This is a genomic window from Streptomyces sp. NPDC046859, from assembly GCF_040645135.1.
GTDB lineage: Bacteria > Actinomycetota > Actinomycetes > Streptomycetales > Streptomycetaceae > Streptomyces.
Genome location: NZ_JBEYXR010000041.1, coordinates 1 through 13,975, shown reverse-complemented (window position 1 = coordinate 13,975; position 13,975 = coordinate 1). Strand labels below are relative to the sequence as shown.

General features: G+C 69.0%; 14 protein-coding genes and 6 pseudogenes. 13 read left to right on the top strand and 7 right to left on the bottom strand.

Annotated elements, in window-relative coordinates; all coding sequences use genetic code 11:
- Nucleotides 1–236: 236 nt before the first annotated feature.
- Nucleotides 237–1,007, top strand: a complete 771-nt coding sequence (locus ABZ899_RS34660; protein WP_361354360.1) for a transposase — start codon at nt 237–239, stop codon at nt 1,005–1,007.
- Between the two features lie 1,098 nt (nt 1,008–2,105).
- Here the strand turns inward: ABZ899_RS34660 and ABZ899_RS34655 are convergent.
- From ABZ899_RS34655 to ABZ899_RS34645, 3 genes are all read right to left on the bottom strand, one after another.
- Entirely contained in the window at nt 2,106–2,849 is a 744-nt protein-coding gene (locus ABZ899_RS34655) for a ComF family protein (protein WP_361354357.1), read from the bottom strand.
- On the bottom strand, nt 2,846–3,811 hold the full coding sequence (locus ABZ899_RS34650) for a DNA-processing protein DprA (RefSeq protein ID WP_361354354.1): 966 nt from the start codon (nt 3,809–3,811) through the stop codon (nt 2,846–2,848). The genes ABZ899_RS34655 and ABZ899_RS34650 overlap by 4 nt, the downstream gene beginning before the upstream one ends.
- Nucleotides 3,812–3,931: 120 nt before the next feature.
- Entirely contained in the window at nt 3,932–4,549 is a 618-nt protein-coding gene (locus tag ABZ899_RS34645) for a hypothetical protein (RefSeq protein WP_361354352.1), read from the bottom strand.
- 10 nt (nt 4,550–4,559) lie between these two features.
- Here ABZ899_RS34645 and ABZ899_RS34640 point away from each other — a divergent pair, with 10 nt between their 5' ends.
- The 4 genes and pseudogenes from ABZ899_RS34640 to ABZ899_RS34625 all read left to right on the top strand — a co-directional run bounded on the left by ABZ899_RS34640 (nt 4,560) and on the right by ABZ899_RS34625 (nt 6,102).
- Complete coding sequence (locus ABZ899_RS34640; protein WP_361354350.1) at nt 4,560–4,778, top strand: hypothetical protein; 219 nt, start codon at nt 4,560–4,562, stop codon at nt 4,776–4,778.
- Entirely contained in the window at nt 4,736–5,005 is a 270-nt protein-coding gene (locus ABZ899_RS34635; protein WP_361354347.1) for a hypothetical protein, read from the top strand. The genes ABZ899_RS34640 and ABZ899_RS34635 overlap by 43 nt, the downstream gene beginning before the upstream one ends.
- Before the next feature lie 94 nt (nt 5,006–5,099).
- Nucleotides 5,100–5,576: pseudogene (locus tag ABZ899_RS34630) on the top strand (winged helix-turn-helix domain-containing protein).
- Nucleotides 5,573–6,102: pseudogene (locus ABZ899_RS34625) on the top strand (transposase). The pseudogenes ABZ899_RS34630 and ABZ899_RS34625 overlap by 4 nt, the downstream one beginning before the upstream one ends.
- A 716-nt stretch (nt 6,103–6,818) precedes the next feature.
- On the opposite strand, the gene ABZ899_RS34620 reads toward ABZ899_RS34625, so the two are convergent.
- The 3 genes and pseudogenes from ABZ899_RS34620 to ABZ899_RS34610 all read right to left on the bottom strand — a co-directional run.
- Nucleotides 6,819–7,427: a CAP domain-containing protein gene (locus tag ABZ899_RS34620; protein ID WP_361354344.1), complete on the bottom strand. Its 609-nt coding sequence runs from the start codon at nt 7,425–7,427 to the stop codon at nt 6,819–6,821.
- Nucleotides 7,428–8,076: 649 nt separating this feature from the next.
- Nucleotides 8,077–8,286 carry a hypothetical protein gene (locus ABZ899_RS34615; protein WP_361354453.1) on the bottom strand — a complete coding sequence of 70 codons (210 nt, stop codon included), beginning with the start codon at nt 8,284–8,286 and terminating at the stop codon, nt 8,077–8,079.
- A pseudogene (locus ABZ899_RS34610) lies at nt 8,281–8,405 on the bottom strand (IS701 family transposase); the annotation flags it as partial. The pseudogene ABZ899_RS34610 and the gene ABZ899_RS34615, both read right to left, overlap by 6 nt.
- Nucleotides 8,406–8,658: 253 nt before the next feature.
- Here ABZ899_RS34610 and ABZ899_RS34605 point away from each other — a divergent pair.
- The 8 genes and pseudogenes from ABZ899_RS34605 to ABZ899_RS34570 all read left to right on the top strand — a co-directional run.
- Nucleotides 8,659–8,900: pseudogene (locus tag ABZ899_RS34605) on the top strand (DUF504 domain-containing protein); the annotation flags it as partial.
- 319 nt (nt 8,901–9,219) lie between these two features.
- A complete protein-coding gene (locus ABZ899_RS34600; RefSeq protein WP_361354342.1) occupies nt 9,220–10,743 on the top strand; it encodes an ATP-binding protein in 1,524 nt (507 codons plus the stop codon).
- Nucleotides 10,744–10,818: 75 nt separating this feature from the next.
- Nucleotides 10,819–11,211 carry a roadblock/LC7 domain-containing protein gene (locus tag ABZ899_RS34595; RefSeq protein ID WP_361354339.1) on the top strand — a complete coding sequence of 131 codons (393 nt, stop codon included), beginning with the start codon at nt 10,819–10,821 and terminating at the stop codon, nt 11,209–11,211.
- Nucleotides 11,212–11,214: 3 nt separating this feature from the next.
- The gene (locus tag ABZ899_RS34590; RefSeq protein WP_361354337.1) at nt 11,215–11,601 is read left to right on the top strand and encodes a DUF742 domain-containing protein; all 387 of its coding nucleotides are present in this window, start codon (nt 11,215–11,217) and stop codon (nt 11,599–11,601) included.
- Nucleotides 11,579–12,202, top strand: a complete 624-nt coding sequence (locus ABZ899_RS34585) for an ATP/GTP-binding protein (RefSeq protein WP_361354334.1) — start codon at nt 11,579–11,581, stop codon at nt 12,200–12,202. Before ABZ899_RS34590 ends, ABZ899_RS34585 begins: the two co-directional genes overlap by 23 nt.
- Nucleotides 12,165–12,779: a GAF domain-containing protein gene (locus ABZ899_RS34580; protein WP_361354331.1), complete on the top strand. Its 615-nt coding sequence runs from the start codon at nt 12,165–12,167 to the stop codon at nt 12,777–12,779. The genes ABZ899_RS34585 and ABZ899_RS34580 overlap by 38 nt, the downstream gene beginning before the upstream one ends.
- A 41-nt stretch (nt 12,780–12,820) precedes the next feature.
- A pseudogene (locus ABZ899_RS34575) lies at nt 12,821–13,008 on the top strand (TraR/DksA family transcriptional regulator); the annotation flags it as partial.
- Between the two features lie 258 nt (nt 13,009–13,266).
- Nucleotides 13,267–13,704, top strand: a complete 438-nt coding sequence (locus ABZ899_RS34570) for a VOC family protein (protein WP_361354328.1) — start codon at nt 13,267–13,269, stop codon at nt 13,702–13,704.
- Between the two features lie 15 nt (nt 13,705–13,719).
- On the opposite strand, the pseudogene ABZ899_RS34565 reads toward ABZ899_RS34570, so the two are convergent.
- Nucleotides 13,720–13,818: pseudogene (locus ABZ899_RS34565) on the bottom strand (IS5/IS1182 family transposase); the annotation flags it as partial.
- Nucleotides 13,819–13,975: the final 157 nt, after the last annotated feature.

The following is a 13,975-nucleotide window of genomic DNA, read 5'->3' as shown; positions in this document are numbered from 1 at the left end:
CGACCGAGCTGCACGTGCGCCACCTGACCATCCAGCAGTGGCGGTTCCTCTAGCAGGTGGGCCCTACGCGGCTTTCTCCCCGACGGCCCGGTCGATCCCGGCTTCCGGGGCCGCTTCTTTGCGGCTCTGGGGTCGCCTCCAGGACAGGTGTCGCCTATTCGCATCCAATGCAATTGGATTGATCATGGTCGGCTAAAGGGTGGTGCAGAAGGCCTGGTGGCGGGCATTTTGGCTGTATGGGTGGGGTGTTGAGGGCCGAGCCGGTGTGGGTGGAGACGTTCACCGGGCTGCGCATGGGGCGGTTCGAGAAGCTGCTGCGCGTGGTGCGCGAGCGGGGTGGAAACGGCCCCGGTGGTGGTCGGCCGTGGTGTCTTCCGCTGGCCGAGCGGGTGCTGCTGGTGGCCGTGTACTACCGCACGAACCTGACCATGCGGCAGCTCGCTCCGCTCTTCGGCTGCTCACCTGCCACCGTCTGCCGGGTCATCCAGCGCCTGGGTCCGCTGCTTGCGCTGGCGCCGGCGCCCAGCCCGGTCCCGGGCGCCGACCGGTTATGGATCGTGGACGGCACCCTGATCCCGGTCCGCGACCGCAAGGTCGCGGCCTCCTCACGCAACTACCGATTCTCGGCGAACGTGCAGGTCATCATCGATGCGGACACCCGCCTGGTGGTGGCATCCGCCCGGCCGGCACCCGGCAACAAGGCAGACGCACACGTCTGGCGCGAGTCGGACCTGCCGACCCTGACCGCCGGTACGACGGTGATCGCGGACGGCGCCTACCTGGGCACCGGCCTGATCGTCCCGCACCGCAGACGAGCCGGACGGCCCCTCCTGCGCGGTCAGGAGGAAGACAACGCCGAACACCGGCGCGTCCGTGCCCGCGTCGAGCACACCTTCGCCCGGATGAAGAACTGGAAGATCCTGCGCGACTGCCGCCAGAGGGGCGACGGCCTCCACCACGCCGTCCAAGCGGTGGCCACCATGCACAACCTCGCCATGGCAAGGTGAAACAGCAGGTCAGCGATCACCCATAGACGCCGCCACCAGGCCTCCTGCAACACCCTTTAATACCGCTTCAGGGCTCGCCGGCCCGTCTCCTCGTCCCGCCAGCGGCATGCAGATCCTCCGTGCGGTGAGGCCTGGCGCCCCTGTGGGTGTGGTGTGCCGCAGCCCTGACTGTGGCCAGGGCCAGACAGAAGAGAAGAGCCAGCGCGAGGCCGGAGCAGAAGATGGCCAGCGTGTTCATAGTGGCGATCTCATGACCCAGCACCGACACGGTGTACTCAGGGCCCCCCGACAGGTTGTCGGCGATCAACAGGCCGGTGAAGGCGGCTGTGGCCGCGAGAAGAAGTAGTCCTAGGAAAAGCATCGATGCCATCTCCCTTGGTGGTCCCGCTGTCCTAGACGGGCTGTGTACCCGCGATCCCTCTAAAAACGCAGCGAACCGGACATGTGGGACGTGAATCGGCGGCCATTTCGCCTCCTACGCCTGCGCCCTCGCAGACGCTAGCGTGCAACGCTTACCCACTGCGACCGGCAGGGAAAGTCGTTTGCAGAAGCGAATACCATGGGACGGCTCAGGCCGAGCAGCGAGGCGAGGTCGACGGTTGCTGCGTGCCTCCTCGTAGGAACGGACGATGCAGGCTGACAGCGATCCTGCACGGCCTATCCCTGACGGGAACAGTGTTCGGCAGTGCAGCGGCAAAGCACTCCGGCGCTTCGGGCATGTCGCCCGGCCACACGCGCACCACCGGGCATCCACTGTGACGTGGACGCTCCCGGACCCCATCCTGAGCGGCTGCATACAGCGCAAACCTGGGCCACCCAGGCGGCTGCCGAGCGGCCCGCCTACCTCGTCGCCTTAACCCGCTCAGTCCAGCACGCATACGGTGATCCGGCCTTTTGCCGCGACGCTGACCGGACTTCCACTTGTCAGGCGTACCCGTATTTTTCGCCACCGGGCACAGTGATTGGCCGCCCGAGGCGAGCTGAGGCCTCCCAGGCGGGCCATCACCCTGCACACGCCCAGAAGCCGCACCGCCAAGATCATTCAGGGAACTGCGGACAGACCGATTTCACAGATCCTCATCAGTGTCCGGGGCGGCGTCATCCGCTCCAGGGGACTCGGGCGAGAACGAGCCCCCGGACGTCGGCGACTCCGGCCGCCCGGAGCCGGAGCGCGACATGCTGGAGCTGCGATCCGCTGGTGAACACGTCATCGACGAGCAGAATGGTGGCCCCCCAGATGTCGCTGATGTCCCCGGTCCAGGTCAGGGCGGCTGCATGCGCGGTCGCGGCCGCACGCTTCTCCTCCAGAGTGCGGTTCGCGGACCGGGCCGTCTCCGTGTGCTTCACCAGCCGATGCGCGCCTGGCGGGCTGAGCGGGAAGGCCCGGGTCACGTCCTCTGTGTAGGCGGCGTCCATGATCGCCTCGATGTGCTGGACGGGCTGGCGGTCGACGTGGGTGGGGTTACCGACGACGTAGTCGACGCCGTTCATCGCTTCGGGGTGGCTTTCCATCCAGCCGACGAGGAGCCGGCCGAAGATCATCGCCCAGCCCGCCCGGCCTTCGTACTTCAGCGTGTGGATCTTGTCGCGTAGGGCTCCGGAGTACATGGCCACCGCGTCGACGCGGGAGAACCCCCGCTCGGCTTCCGGGAGCGCGCATACCCGGTTGCTGCACTGTCTGCCGGGCGCGACGGCCTGGGAGCAGACGGGGCAGTGGGGTTCGGCGACAGGCTGGACGGTGCGGCCGGCGCAGTCGGAGCACAGGCGGGCGGTGCCGGTGATGCGGTACGCGCATACCGGGCAGTTGGGAAAGCCTGCCGCGTTGGGGAGACCTGCCGTCACAGGCCGACCAGGGCGAGCTGCTGGCGCTGCTGGCCAGCGGCCTGGATGTCCGCTGCCTGGCCGAGGCGGTCGGTGATGTCGCTGGAGGCGGTGACCAGGATCGCCCGGCTCTCGTGCAGCATCTTCTTGGCCCAGGGCTGGGTGTCGGCGAGGGAGCGGATCAGGAAGACGAGCTTGCCGTGCTCGGCGGCCAGGCGGGCCTGCATCTTCGCGCCTGACGTGCTTGAGGCCTCGATGACGACGCTGCCCAGCGTGGTGCCGGACGTGACGACGTTGCGGCGAGGGAAGGTGTACTTCGCCGGCGGGCTCGTGGGCCAGAACTGGCTCAGCAGCGCTCCCCCAGCGCTGAGGATCGCCTTCGCGAGCGGACGGTTCTCCGCCGGGTAGATCGGGGCGGCGATGCCGGTGCCCATGACGGCGAAGGTCCGGCCGCCCGCAGTGAGCGTTGCCTGATGGGCAGCTGCGTCGATGCCCTTGGCGAGACCGCTGGCGATCACGACGTCGTGCTCGACGAGCTCGCGGGCCATCCGTGCCGCCCGGCGCAGCCCGTCCTCGGTTGCCTGGCGGGTGCCGACGATGGCGATGGAGCGGGCGTCGCGCTGATCGAGCTCGCCTCGGTAGAAGAGGAACGGCGGCAGGTTACCGATCACGCGCAGGTTCGCCGGGTAGTCCTTGTCCAGGACGGTGACCAGACGCGCGCCGGCCTTGCCGGCGGCGGCGAGCTCGTCGTCGACGCGGGCCCGGGCATCGTCCAGGCCGGCGGACAGGGCCTGCTGCAGCAGGGGGCGGTTCTTGGTCGCGGCGCCCGAGTCCTCGTGCAGCTGTCCGTCCATGAGCGCGGCCAGGCCCTCGGGGCTGTGGGCGCCGCGGGCGAGCAGGTTCCAGTCGAGGGTGGCATCGTCGGTGCGCAGCGCGCACAGGGTCAGCAGATCGTGCTGGTCAGCGGTGATATCGAGGTCCATCAGGGTGTCCTTCTACTCGTGGCCCCGGGATGTTCGAAGGATGAAGCGGCTCTCGGGCCACTTCCATCATGGCGTACGGAGCCGCCGTGCGGACAGGAAGGGGGCCGTCGAGCCGGTTCCTCAGCCCTGCCGCCGCTGTTCCAAACGGACGAGGACTTCGGCGAGCTGGGTGGCGCCGCCGGGCGCCGCGACCGGTTCCCAGATGATCCCTACTGCCAGACAGATGGCGCTGACCAGACGCTCCACTTCGCTTGTGTCGTACCACTGCTCAACCTGCCCTGGCAGGTCGATCCACCACAAAGCGGTGGTCGTCGTCTCCCCAGTCGGCACGAGGTACTCGCCGCGCCATATGAGGGGGTACGCATGCTGCTGGAGGTGGGTGAGCATGTCCGCGAGATGCCGCCGGGCGATCTTGTGAGCGGTCATGGGAGAGCGGGTGCTGGCAGGAACCGGGCGGGGTGCCGGATGAGCCATCCGGGCAGGGGCCGCCTCAGGGGCCTGGGGTTCGACGGCGGCCTCCTCAGCGGCGGCGAAGTGCTCCATAGCCGTCGTCAGGACCGCCGATGGCCCTTCCTCCGCTCCTCCAGGGCCGGCCGTCGTCTGGAAGTGCGCCAGGGAGACGTCGTTGGTGGTGAAGGGGTCGATCGTGACACCCGACCGCAGCCGGTAGACCCGCAGCTTCGACTTCCCCCACGCCGCCCAGGCCGTGCAGATCGTGCGCCGCCGCCGGACGGTCACCACCGGGAAGGTGACCCTGGAACGTGTCTACGCAGTCACCGACCTGACGGCGGAACAGTCCGAGGCTCCCGAGATCGCGCACCGTGTACGCGAACACTGGGGCATCGAGAACAAGATCCACCACGTGCGCGACACCACCTTCGCCGAGGACGCCTCCCGCGTGCGGACCGGGACCGCGCCCGGACCGTGGCGGCACTGCGCAACCTGGCCATCGGCGCCCTCCGCCTGACCGGCTGCGACAACATCGCCGCCGGCCTGCGCAAACACAGCCGGGAAGCCACCCGACCGCTGACCACCCTCGGCATCACGTGCGGCAACTCCGCCGACTACCTCCTGGCCCGCCACCACGTGCCACAACTGCGCGGCCTAGACACACCCGGCGACCACGCCCGACTCGCTGCCGAATTCATGCCTTTCGCGACTACTGACCTTCAATGTGTGGTGTCGGCGGGCTGACGGTTCATGATCCCTGCGGTTTGTCGATGGCATGAGGCATGCGCAAGAGGGCGGACCGACCGACGACGGCAGGCCTTCCGCAGAGAAGTTGAGGATGGATGCAGCCGAGCGGTTCCGGCAGGGCGACGAGAACCGAGTCATCGCTCACGACCTGCGGGTCAGCGTCCGGCCGGTGCAGCGGTGGCACAGGGCCTGGTCACAGAACGGCCCCGGAGTCTGGCGTCCAAGGGCCCGGCATCGCTGCCGCTGCTCGGTGACGAGTGGTTCGCCGTGCTGGAGGGGAAGCTGGCCAAGGGGCCGGTGGCACACGGCTGACCGGGCCAGACCTGGACCCTGTCGCGGATCAAGACACTGATCGGGCGCTGCTTTCACAAGAGCTACACCGTGCAAAGGGGTGGCCGCCCAGCTCAAGAGGCGCGGCTGGAGCTGATAGGTCCCCGCCCGGCGGGCGATCGAGCGGGACGAGACCGCGGTGGCCGGCTGGGTGAAGGAAACCTGGCCGAGCGTGGAAGGACCGTGGCGGCGCTCGACGCCCGGCTCGTCTTCGAGGAGGAGGCCGGATTCTCGATGACGCCGCCGACCACCCGCACCTGGTCCCGCCGTGGCCACACCCCGGTGATCCGCGTGCGGGGCCGCTCCCGTCGCCGCTTATCGGTCGCCGCCCTGGCCTGCTTACCGGGCCGGCGAACCCCTCCCGGCTGATCTACCGGCCCTGTCCCGATGCCCGGCCCGACGGGCGCAAGCCCTTCTCCTGGAAGGACTACCGCGACCTCATCCAGATCGCCCACCAGCAGCTCGGCGGCCCGATCGTGCTGGTTCGGGACAATCTCAACACCCACCTGACGGCCGGAAGGCGCCGCTACATCGCCGACCGCGACTGGCTCACCGTCTTTCAACTGCCGTCCTATTCACCGGACCTCAACCCCGTCGAAGGCATCTGGTCCGTCCTGCGACGCACCACTACAGCCAACCGTGCCTTCGCGAACCCCGACGACGTGATCACCGCCGTCCGGCGCGGCCTCCGCCAGCTTCAGTACCGCCCCGACGTCCTCGACGGCTGCCCCACCGGCACCGGCCTCCAGCGCCAACCAGCATGACGACATCATGCGTTGAAGGTCAGTAACAGGGGCGAGGAAGTAGCCGTTGCCGACGTCCGCCCAGGTGACGTCGCCGATGCTGTCCTGGAAACTGACCAGGTCAGCCGAGATGAGGCCCGCTTGAGGGGCAGGCGCGCGAGCCGCGGTCTGATCGTCGCGGCTGGCTGGCCGGACCTCGTTGGTGCCGGCGGGAAGCCGTGCTGATGCTCGAACTCGTCCGCCATTCATGAGGCCGGATCACAGCAATGCGGAAGGCTCTCGCATCGGTTTTGCCGGGACCGCGGAAGAAGATGAGCCACGGACCGCCCAGGTGCTGGGCCTCTCACGCCGCTGGATCGAAGCCGAACGCTGTACCGCCTTCCGTTCCCGCTACGGCATCGAGGCCTCTACTGCGAGCCCGTGCCCGGCATCCGCGGCGCCCACGAAAAGGGCGGCGTCGAGGGCTGGCATCCGCCGTCTGCTGCTACAAGCGGCTCCTCGAACTAACCATTTAGGGTCCGTCCTGGATGCTGGCGAGTCTCCAGCGCTGCCGTCACAGACGAACCCTCGAGACCCTCGTACGCACCCGAAGACTGCGAGCTCTCCCATCCAGAGGCGGCGCTCGAACAGCCTCAACGGCCCCCGTCCGGGCTGTTTGCGGTTCGGTGTCGGTGCGGGCGTGGCGGACGACGCTCGGAAGCGGACGAACGCCCCGTCGCCGATAGCCGATCGGGGATTCACCGCTGACAGCGTCCGAACGTCACGACGTAGGTGCCGGCGCTGGACGACGAGGCCCCGGCCCGGTCCGCCGAGCCGGGCTGCGCCCACGGGCCCATCTCGCTCAGCGACGGTTTGAGGATGACAGCGCGGTGACCGGGGCTGTTCATCCACCAGTTGACGGCGGCCTGCGGAGTTCCCGATCCACCCCACCCGGTGTAGGTGATCTCGCTGAACTCCCACGAGCGTGGGTTGGGACAGTATCCGGCCGCCTGGATGCGGCTCTGCGCTGTCGAGCCTGTTTGGGGGTTGCGGTGCGGGTCCCGGCCCATTCCCCACCACTTCAGTTGGACGGACGCGACGGCATGCTGCTGGGCCGCGTTCGTCAGGGCCTGGTTGATGGTGAGGGGACGCAGTCCGCGCTGTGTGCGCTGCGCGTTGATCAGGCACATCACGACATTCCTGGCCTCGGTGACCGTCCCGGCCGTCGGGGCCCGGTTGGCGACGGCCTGGTCGCAGGTGACGGCCGCCGCGGGCGAGGCCGTGACGGCGGGGAGGAGCGTGGCCGACAGGGCGGCGACCGCGGCGGTGCTCAGCAGTCTTCCGGTGCGCGATATGTGGCTTCGCACGGGCACTCCACCTCCTGTGAAAACGAAAGGTGTTGTAATCCAGGCTGCCACCGGCCCTGGCCCGTCGCCATCCGACGCTGCGGGTCGGGCGTGCCGCTCCCGGATGCGCCTGTCCTGCTCCCTGGCTTCGGCCCGCAGCCGCTCTCCTCCGCCTGGTACCGCAGACGGCACCGGACCCCGCCGGCCCTGACCGTTCTGCGCGAGACGGCATCGAGTTCGCCCGCATGCGCATGAACCCCTCCGGTGCCCGCACCATCGCGAAGCGCTTTCTGGCCAAGCAGCGGTAGGTGCGCGAATGCCTGCACCACCTCCGCAGCGGGTGGTCTGCTGAGGCGGGACACGCTGCTGCCGTATCTAAGCTTGATAGACACGGACTACGCCGTCGTGGCCCCGAGGGCAGCAGTTGGGGCTGTCAGGCGCGAGGGCGATGGACGCCAGCGACCACAGGGGTGGCAGACATGTCGTCCCGATCTGCGCAGTTGCTTGCCTGCCTCATCGGCGGACCGCAGTGGGACACGCAGGAACCTGATTGGGCTTGCCCGGGCGCCTACCACAAGCAGGCATTCACCATGGTGCCTACCGGGAGACGGGACAGGTTATCGGTGGGGATGCACCGGGGACGTGGGGTGCTGGCCGAGGCGGAAGGGCGTCACCGGTTGAGATCGAGTACACGAACGCCGTGCCCGGCATAGACCTTCGGCTCCACCCTTGCGATCAGCGCGCCCGTTCCCCACTCGGGCAGGTGTCGCGCTGCGCGGATCGCCGCGCCGATGCCAACCAGGACGCCATCGTGGAACAGGTCTGCCGTCGCGAGTGCCGCAGGATAGTCGAGATCGACAGTGTGCAGGACCTCCAGCATCAGCTCCCGCAGATAGCAGTCGCCCTGGCCCGCTGGTCCCTGCGCGGCACCGACGCGAACACATCAGCGACGAATAACGCCAACGTCGTCCGAGTACGGTTCACTTCATGTGCATCCACACACCCAACATGCCCCCAAACAGGACCTCGGGACAGACCTAACGGAGTCCTACTAATGGCCTGCGCCGTAGTGCATCGCCATATCGTGCATGAGTACGACGGCAGCCTCGGGAGCCCCGTTCCGCAGCACCCATTGCCCACGCCGACTCCCTCACGCACCGCACCTCACAGGTCGCGGTGAGTGAGGAAGGGCTGCCGATGGCAGGGGGCGGCATCCTGGAGGAATAGGTGTGACGGTCGGAGAGGAGGCGTGATGCGAACCAGCGACGAGATCTACCACCGCATCCGCTGGGACCCACGGTTCGACCCGGCCCGGTTCGTGCTGGGGATCAGCCAGCGCGGGGGTGCCGTCCAACGCATCCCCCTGACGTCCTTCGTGCCCGGCGGCGACATCCCTTGGCACCGGGTGGTGTCATCGAGGCGGACGGCTGGGTGGTCTGGGACCGGACCACGGGCGTGGACCGCATCGACGCCTCGGGCGCCGGCCGAGTGCGGGACCACAACGGCTGACCCCGCTCGGCTCGCTGCCCGACGGAATCCGCCATGGAGGCGCGGTGATCGCGCACCAGCCCGCAGGTGACGGCCGCGGCCACGATGCTGTCCCCCGCGCCGGTGGCCCTACCCCGCTCGCAGGTCCGGGACCGACGCTTGGGGAAAGCGTTCAAAGTACAACGGTTCTATTTCCGTACGCACCAGGGGCTGACACCAGGGTCCCGGTCCGCGATAACGTGCGCGCTCGGCCTGATCATCGTACTGCCCAGGGACTGTTATGCCTGATCCCTCCATGCCACCCGACGACCGGACGGCGTCGCCCGTGACACCCCGTGTTGCGGCCGAGACGCCGGCCGGGTCCCTGAGACGGCGTCTGGTGCTGTCGTCCGTGCTGCCGCCGGGCGTGGTCGCCGTGACCGGTGCGGTGGCCACCGCGCTGGCCTGCGATGGCCACCTGGACCGGGCGTACCAGGGCGCGGCGTTCGGCGGCGCGGTACTCATCGGCACCATGGCGACCGCGATCGCGGGCATGCGGGCTTCGGCGCAGGCACGAGCAGTCACCGAGCACTGGGCGGAGCTGTCCCGCGCAGCCGACCGAAACCGTGCCGAGCTTGCCGAGTTGACCCGTGCCACAGCCGAGGGCAGGGCCGAACTGGAGTCACTGTGCCGTCGGTTGCGGGCGGGAGAGCGGCCTGTGCGGCGCCGGCCGGAACTCCCCCCGCAGACCGGCCCGGACGAACTCTCCCGCCTTGGATTCGAGATCGCTGTGGCCCGGCACGACGCGGAGGCAGCCCTGCTGGAGACCGCCGCCTCCGCGATCGGTGCGGAACACCACTCCCGGCTGGAGCAGTTCGAGGTGTTCGCCAACCTGGCGCGCCGTCTGGAGTCCCTGGTGCACCGCGAGATCGGCCTGCTGGACACCCTGGAGAACGAGGTCGAGGACCCCGACCTGCTCAAGGGACTGTTCCGGGTGGACCACCTGTCCACCCGGATCCGCCGCTACGCCGAGAACCTGGCCGTGCTCGGCGGCGCGAACACCCACCGCCAGTGGACCCGCCCCGTCGGCCTGACCGACGTGCTGCGCTCCGCCGTCGCCGAGATCGACCAGTACGCCCGGGTCAAACTGGTCCCGCCCGTCGAAGGATCGGTCAGCGGCCACGCCGTGGTCGACGTCGTCCATCTGCTGGCCGAGCTGCTGGAGAACGCGACGGTCTTCTCCCCGCCCCACACCACCGTGCACGTGCGGGTGGAGCCCGTCGCCGCGGGGGTGGCGATCGAGGTCGAGGACCGGGGCCTGGGCATGTCCCCGGCCGAGCGCGGACAGATGAACACCGTTTTGAATGCACCCGACAAGGTCGCGCTCGGCGAACTGCTGCAAGACGGCCGCATCGGCCTGTACGTGGTCTCCGTCCTGGCTCAGCGGCACGACATCGCCGTGCAGTTGCAGAGCAACGTCTACGGCGGCACCCAGGCCGTCATGGTGCTGCCCCAGGCACTGCTCGGTCCGCAGCCGGCAGCTCCCGCTCCGGCGCACCACACCGCCCCTGCCCCCGACGCGGAGCCGCACGACCTGGGGGAGGCCGAGGCGGTGGACCCCCGGGCGGCAGAGGCGAGCGTCGGTGCGCAGCCGAGCAGGTCCGATACCGGACCCGAGCCCGCCCCGGCCTGCTCCGACGGCGAGGACGACCGCCCGGAGCTGCCTCAGCGCCGCCGTCAGGACCATGCCGGCGAAGCGCCGCAGCCGGTCCGCAGCGCCGCTGCTGCCGAGGACATCGCGCACGACCCCGGCCTGATGGCCGCATTCCAGACTGGACTACGCAGGGCCGAGGAAGCGCAGACGCCCTGATGACCGAGGCCGCCCCGAAGCCCTCGAGGTCCGTGCAGCACAACTTTCCTTCTGCCGAACAGGAGTACACAGATCGTGGCGAGCGAAGACCTTTCCTGGCTGTTGACGGGGCTGGTGAACCGGGTGCCGCACACCCGAAGTGCGTTGTTGCTGTCCTCGGATGGGCTCGTGAAGGCAGCGGAGGGGCTCGACCAGGACGCCGCGGACCAGTTGGCCGCGCTCGCCAGTGGACTGTACTCGCTGGCGCGCAGCGCGGGCCGGCACTTCGACGACGGCGGTGACGTGCGACAGGTCGTGACGGAGCTCAGCTCCTCGCTGCTGTTCGTCTCGTCCGCCGGGCACGGCGCGGTGCTGGCGGTGCTGGCCGGACGCGATGCGGACGCGGCCGTACTGGGCTACGAGATGGGGATGATGGTGAAGAGCGTGCGTCCGCACCTGGCCACACCGCCCCGGCACCCGGTGGGGTGACCGATGACGCCGGTCCTCCCAGACGGACCGCAGCTCGACGAAGCGGCCGGACGGCTCGTCCGTCCCTACACCTTGAGCGACGGCCGGACCAGGGCCACGTCCCACTTCACACTGGTGACCACGGTGCGGGCCACCGGCGCCCAGACACAGGGCGCCTACGGCCTGGAGCATGCGCAGGTCCTGGCGCTGTGCGAACAGCCGGTGAGCGTCGCCGAGGTCGCGGCCCGGATGCAGGTGCCCGCCGCCGTGGTCAAGGTACTGCTGTCCGATCTGGCCGAGGGAGGCGCGGTGGTCGCAGGTGACACGCGCCCGGCGCCCACGAGCCCCTGCGCACCACCTGATCCAGACCTCCTGGAAGCGATACGCGATGGCCTCCTCAAACGACTGTGACCCGCTGCCCGCCGACATCCTGCCGGTGGGTGTCAAGGTGCTGATCGCCGGCGGCTTCGGCGTGGGAAAAACCACCTTCGTCAACGCGCTCAGCGAGATCGAGCCGCTGAGCACCGAGGAGATGCTGACCGCCGTCAGCGCGGCCACGGACCGGCTGGACGGAGTGGAGAACAAGGCCACCACCACGGTGGCCTTGGACTTCGGCCGGATCACGCTCAGTCCGTCCCACGTCCTGTACCTGTTCGGCACGCCCGGGCAGGAGCGCTTTTGGTTCATGTGGGACGAACTCTCCGAGGGAGCGCTCGGAGCGGTGGTCCTCGCCGACACCCGCAGGCTGGAGCACTCCTTCGCGGCGGTGGACTTCTTCGAGCGGCGTGGCATCCCCTTCGTCGTCGCCGTCAACGAGTTCGACGGAGCTCACCGCTACCGCGCGCAGGAGGTGCGCACCGCGCTCGACCTCAGGCCGGAGGTGCCGGTGGTGCTGTGCGACGCCCGCGTCCAGAACTCGGGCATACGCGTGCTGCTCGATCTGGTTCAGCATCTGATGACGACAAGGAGTTCCCATGGCAGCGACACCGACCAACTCACCGTCCGGGCCTGAGGCCGGGATCGCCCTGCGCCATCTGCTCCTCCCCCCGGAGGATCCGCAGGTGCGTGCCCGATCCGAGCGGCTGCGCGAGCTGGGCATCGATGCTCGTCCGGATGCCGAACTCGACGCCTTCGCCCGGGAGCTGGCACACCGTACCGGCGGCTGCTACGCCGGGGTCAACTTCTTCCTCGACGCGGACCGCCAGTACTTCGCGGGGCTGTACAGCGCCGCGCAGGACACCACGGCTCACGTGGGGCCGCCGTTGCTGGAGGAACCCGTGCCCGGCCGCGTCATGCCCCGCGACATCGACATGGGCATCTGCCCCCACGTGGTCAAGCGCCGCCGGGCACTGGTACTGGAGGACATCCGCGACTTCCCGCGGTTCGCCGGTAACCCGGTGGTCGACGCGATCGGCGTCCACTCCTACCTGGGCGCACCGCTGATAGACAGCACCGGCGTGGTGCTGGGCACGATCTGCGTGGTCGACCAGGACCCGCAGCCGTGGGGGCGCCAGGGGCTGGAAACCATCAAGGCCATGGCTGCCGAGCTGGTCGAGCGGCTGGAGCAGTCGGCGAGCCGCCGCAGCTGAGGCACTGTCGGACACGCGGCCGCCCCAAATCGGCACCTACGGTGTTGTTCCCCACCCTGGCTCGGGCGGCCGCGCTGAGCCGCGACTTCGACGGGATCATCGCCGCGAACGCCCTGGTCGCGGTGGACGACGGCAAGAGCCCGAAGGGGGCACCATCGCTTTCGAGCGGGCCCACGTCGCCGCCCTGATGGCGCAGATGCGTGAGCACCTGGAAGAACTGGACCGGGCATCACCCTCACGCTCAGTACCCCTCCATGGGAGCCGTTGGCGGCGACCAACACGGGCATGCCGTGCAGCAACCGGCCGCAAGGGGCACACCTGGCGCTTCCTCGCAGACCAAGAGGGCGCCAACCGTCCTCGTACTTCAGCAGATTCTTGTCCTGGAAGACCTCAGCGACCGGCGCGTGCAGGCCCGGTTCGACGGCGACCTGGTCGTAGCCGATGATGACAGGCGTCCCGGGTACCGCGAGAAACCGGCGGTCGGTTGGTGGACGGCTGGCTTGTCAGCAGCGGATCCGGGCAGCAGAGCTGCATGAAGCCCCGACCGCGTTTCATGTTGGCCTCGACCACTCTTGATGCACCGAACCCCCATGAGCTGGCGCAGTTCTATCAGGGCCTGCTCGGGTGGCCGGTGCGGAAGGAAGAACCGGGTTGGGTCGAGATCGCAGCGCCCGACGGCAGTGCCGGACTGTCGTTCCAGGCGGAGCCGCTCTTCACGCCTCCGCGGTGGCCCTCCACACGGTCAGAGCAGCAGATGATGATGCACCTGGACATCGAGGTGAACGATCTGTCATCAGCCGTCGAGCATGCTTGTGCTCTGGGGGCGACCGTGGCGGACCTCCAGCCCCAGGCTGACGTACGCGTCCTGTACGACCCAGTGGGCCACCCGTTCTGCCTCTTCGAACGCACCGGCCCGAGCGCCTGACAGAGTGGTCCAGGCAGTGAGTCTCCGGTAGCTGATCAGGGCTGCGGCAAGGGCGACGAAGGCCAGGAAATGCTCGGCCTTGCGCTCGTAGCGGCCGTGCAGGTGACGGCATCCGCCGGCCAGGACATGCCGGTGCCGGCCTAGTGTCCTGCGCCGGAGATCCGTCGGCAGAATCTTGCGAGGGATTCGAGGATCTCCTCGGCGGTCTTGGTCCAGATGAACGGCTTGGGGTCTGCATTCCAGTTCTTGACCCAGGCGCGGATGTCGGCTT

What these genes read in the sequence shown, in the direction of transcription:
- ABZ899_RS34660 (WP_361354360.1), top strand. Translation starts at nt 237, where the DNA reads ATGGGTGGGGTGTTGAGGGCCGAGCCGGTGTGGGTGGAGACGTTCACC.
- ABZ899_RS34650 (WP_361354354.1), bottom strand. Translation starts at nt 3,811, where the DNA reads ATGGACCTCGATATCACCGCTGACCAGCACGATCTGCTGACCCTGTGC.
- ABZ899_RS34615 (WP_361354453.1), bottom strand. Translation starts at nt 8,286, where the DNA reads ATGCTGGAGGTCCTGCACACTGTCGATCTCGACTATCCTGCGGCACTC.
- ABZ899_RS34590 (WP_361354337.1), top strand. Translation starts at nt 11,215, where the DNA reads ATGACGCCGGTCCTCCCAGACGGACCGCAGCTCGACGAAGCGGCCGGA.
- ABZ899_RS34585 (WP_361354334.1), top strand. Translation starts at nt 11,579, where the DNA reads ATGGCCTCCTCAAACGACTGTGACCCGCTGCCCGCCGACATCCTGCCG.
- ABZ899_RS34580 (WP_361354331.1), top strand. Translation starts at nt 12,165, where the DNA reads ATGGCAGCGACACCGACCAACTCACCGTCCGGGCCTGAGGCCGGGATC.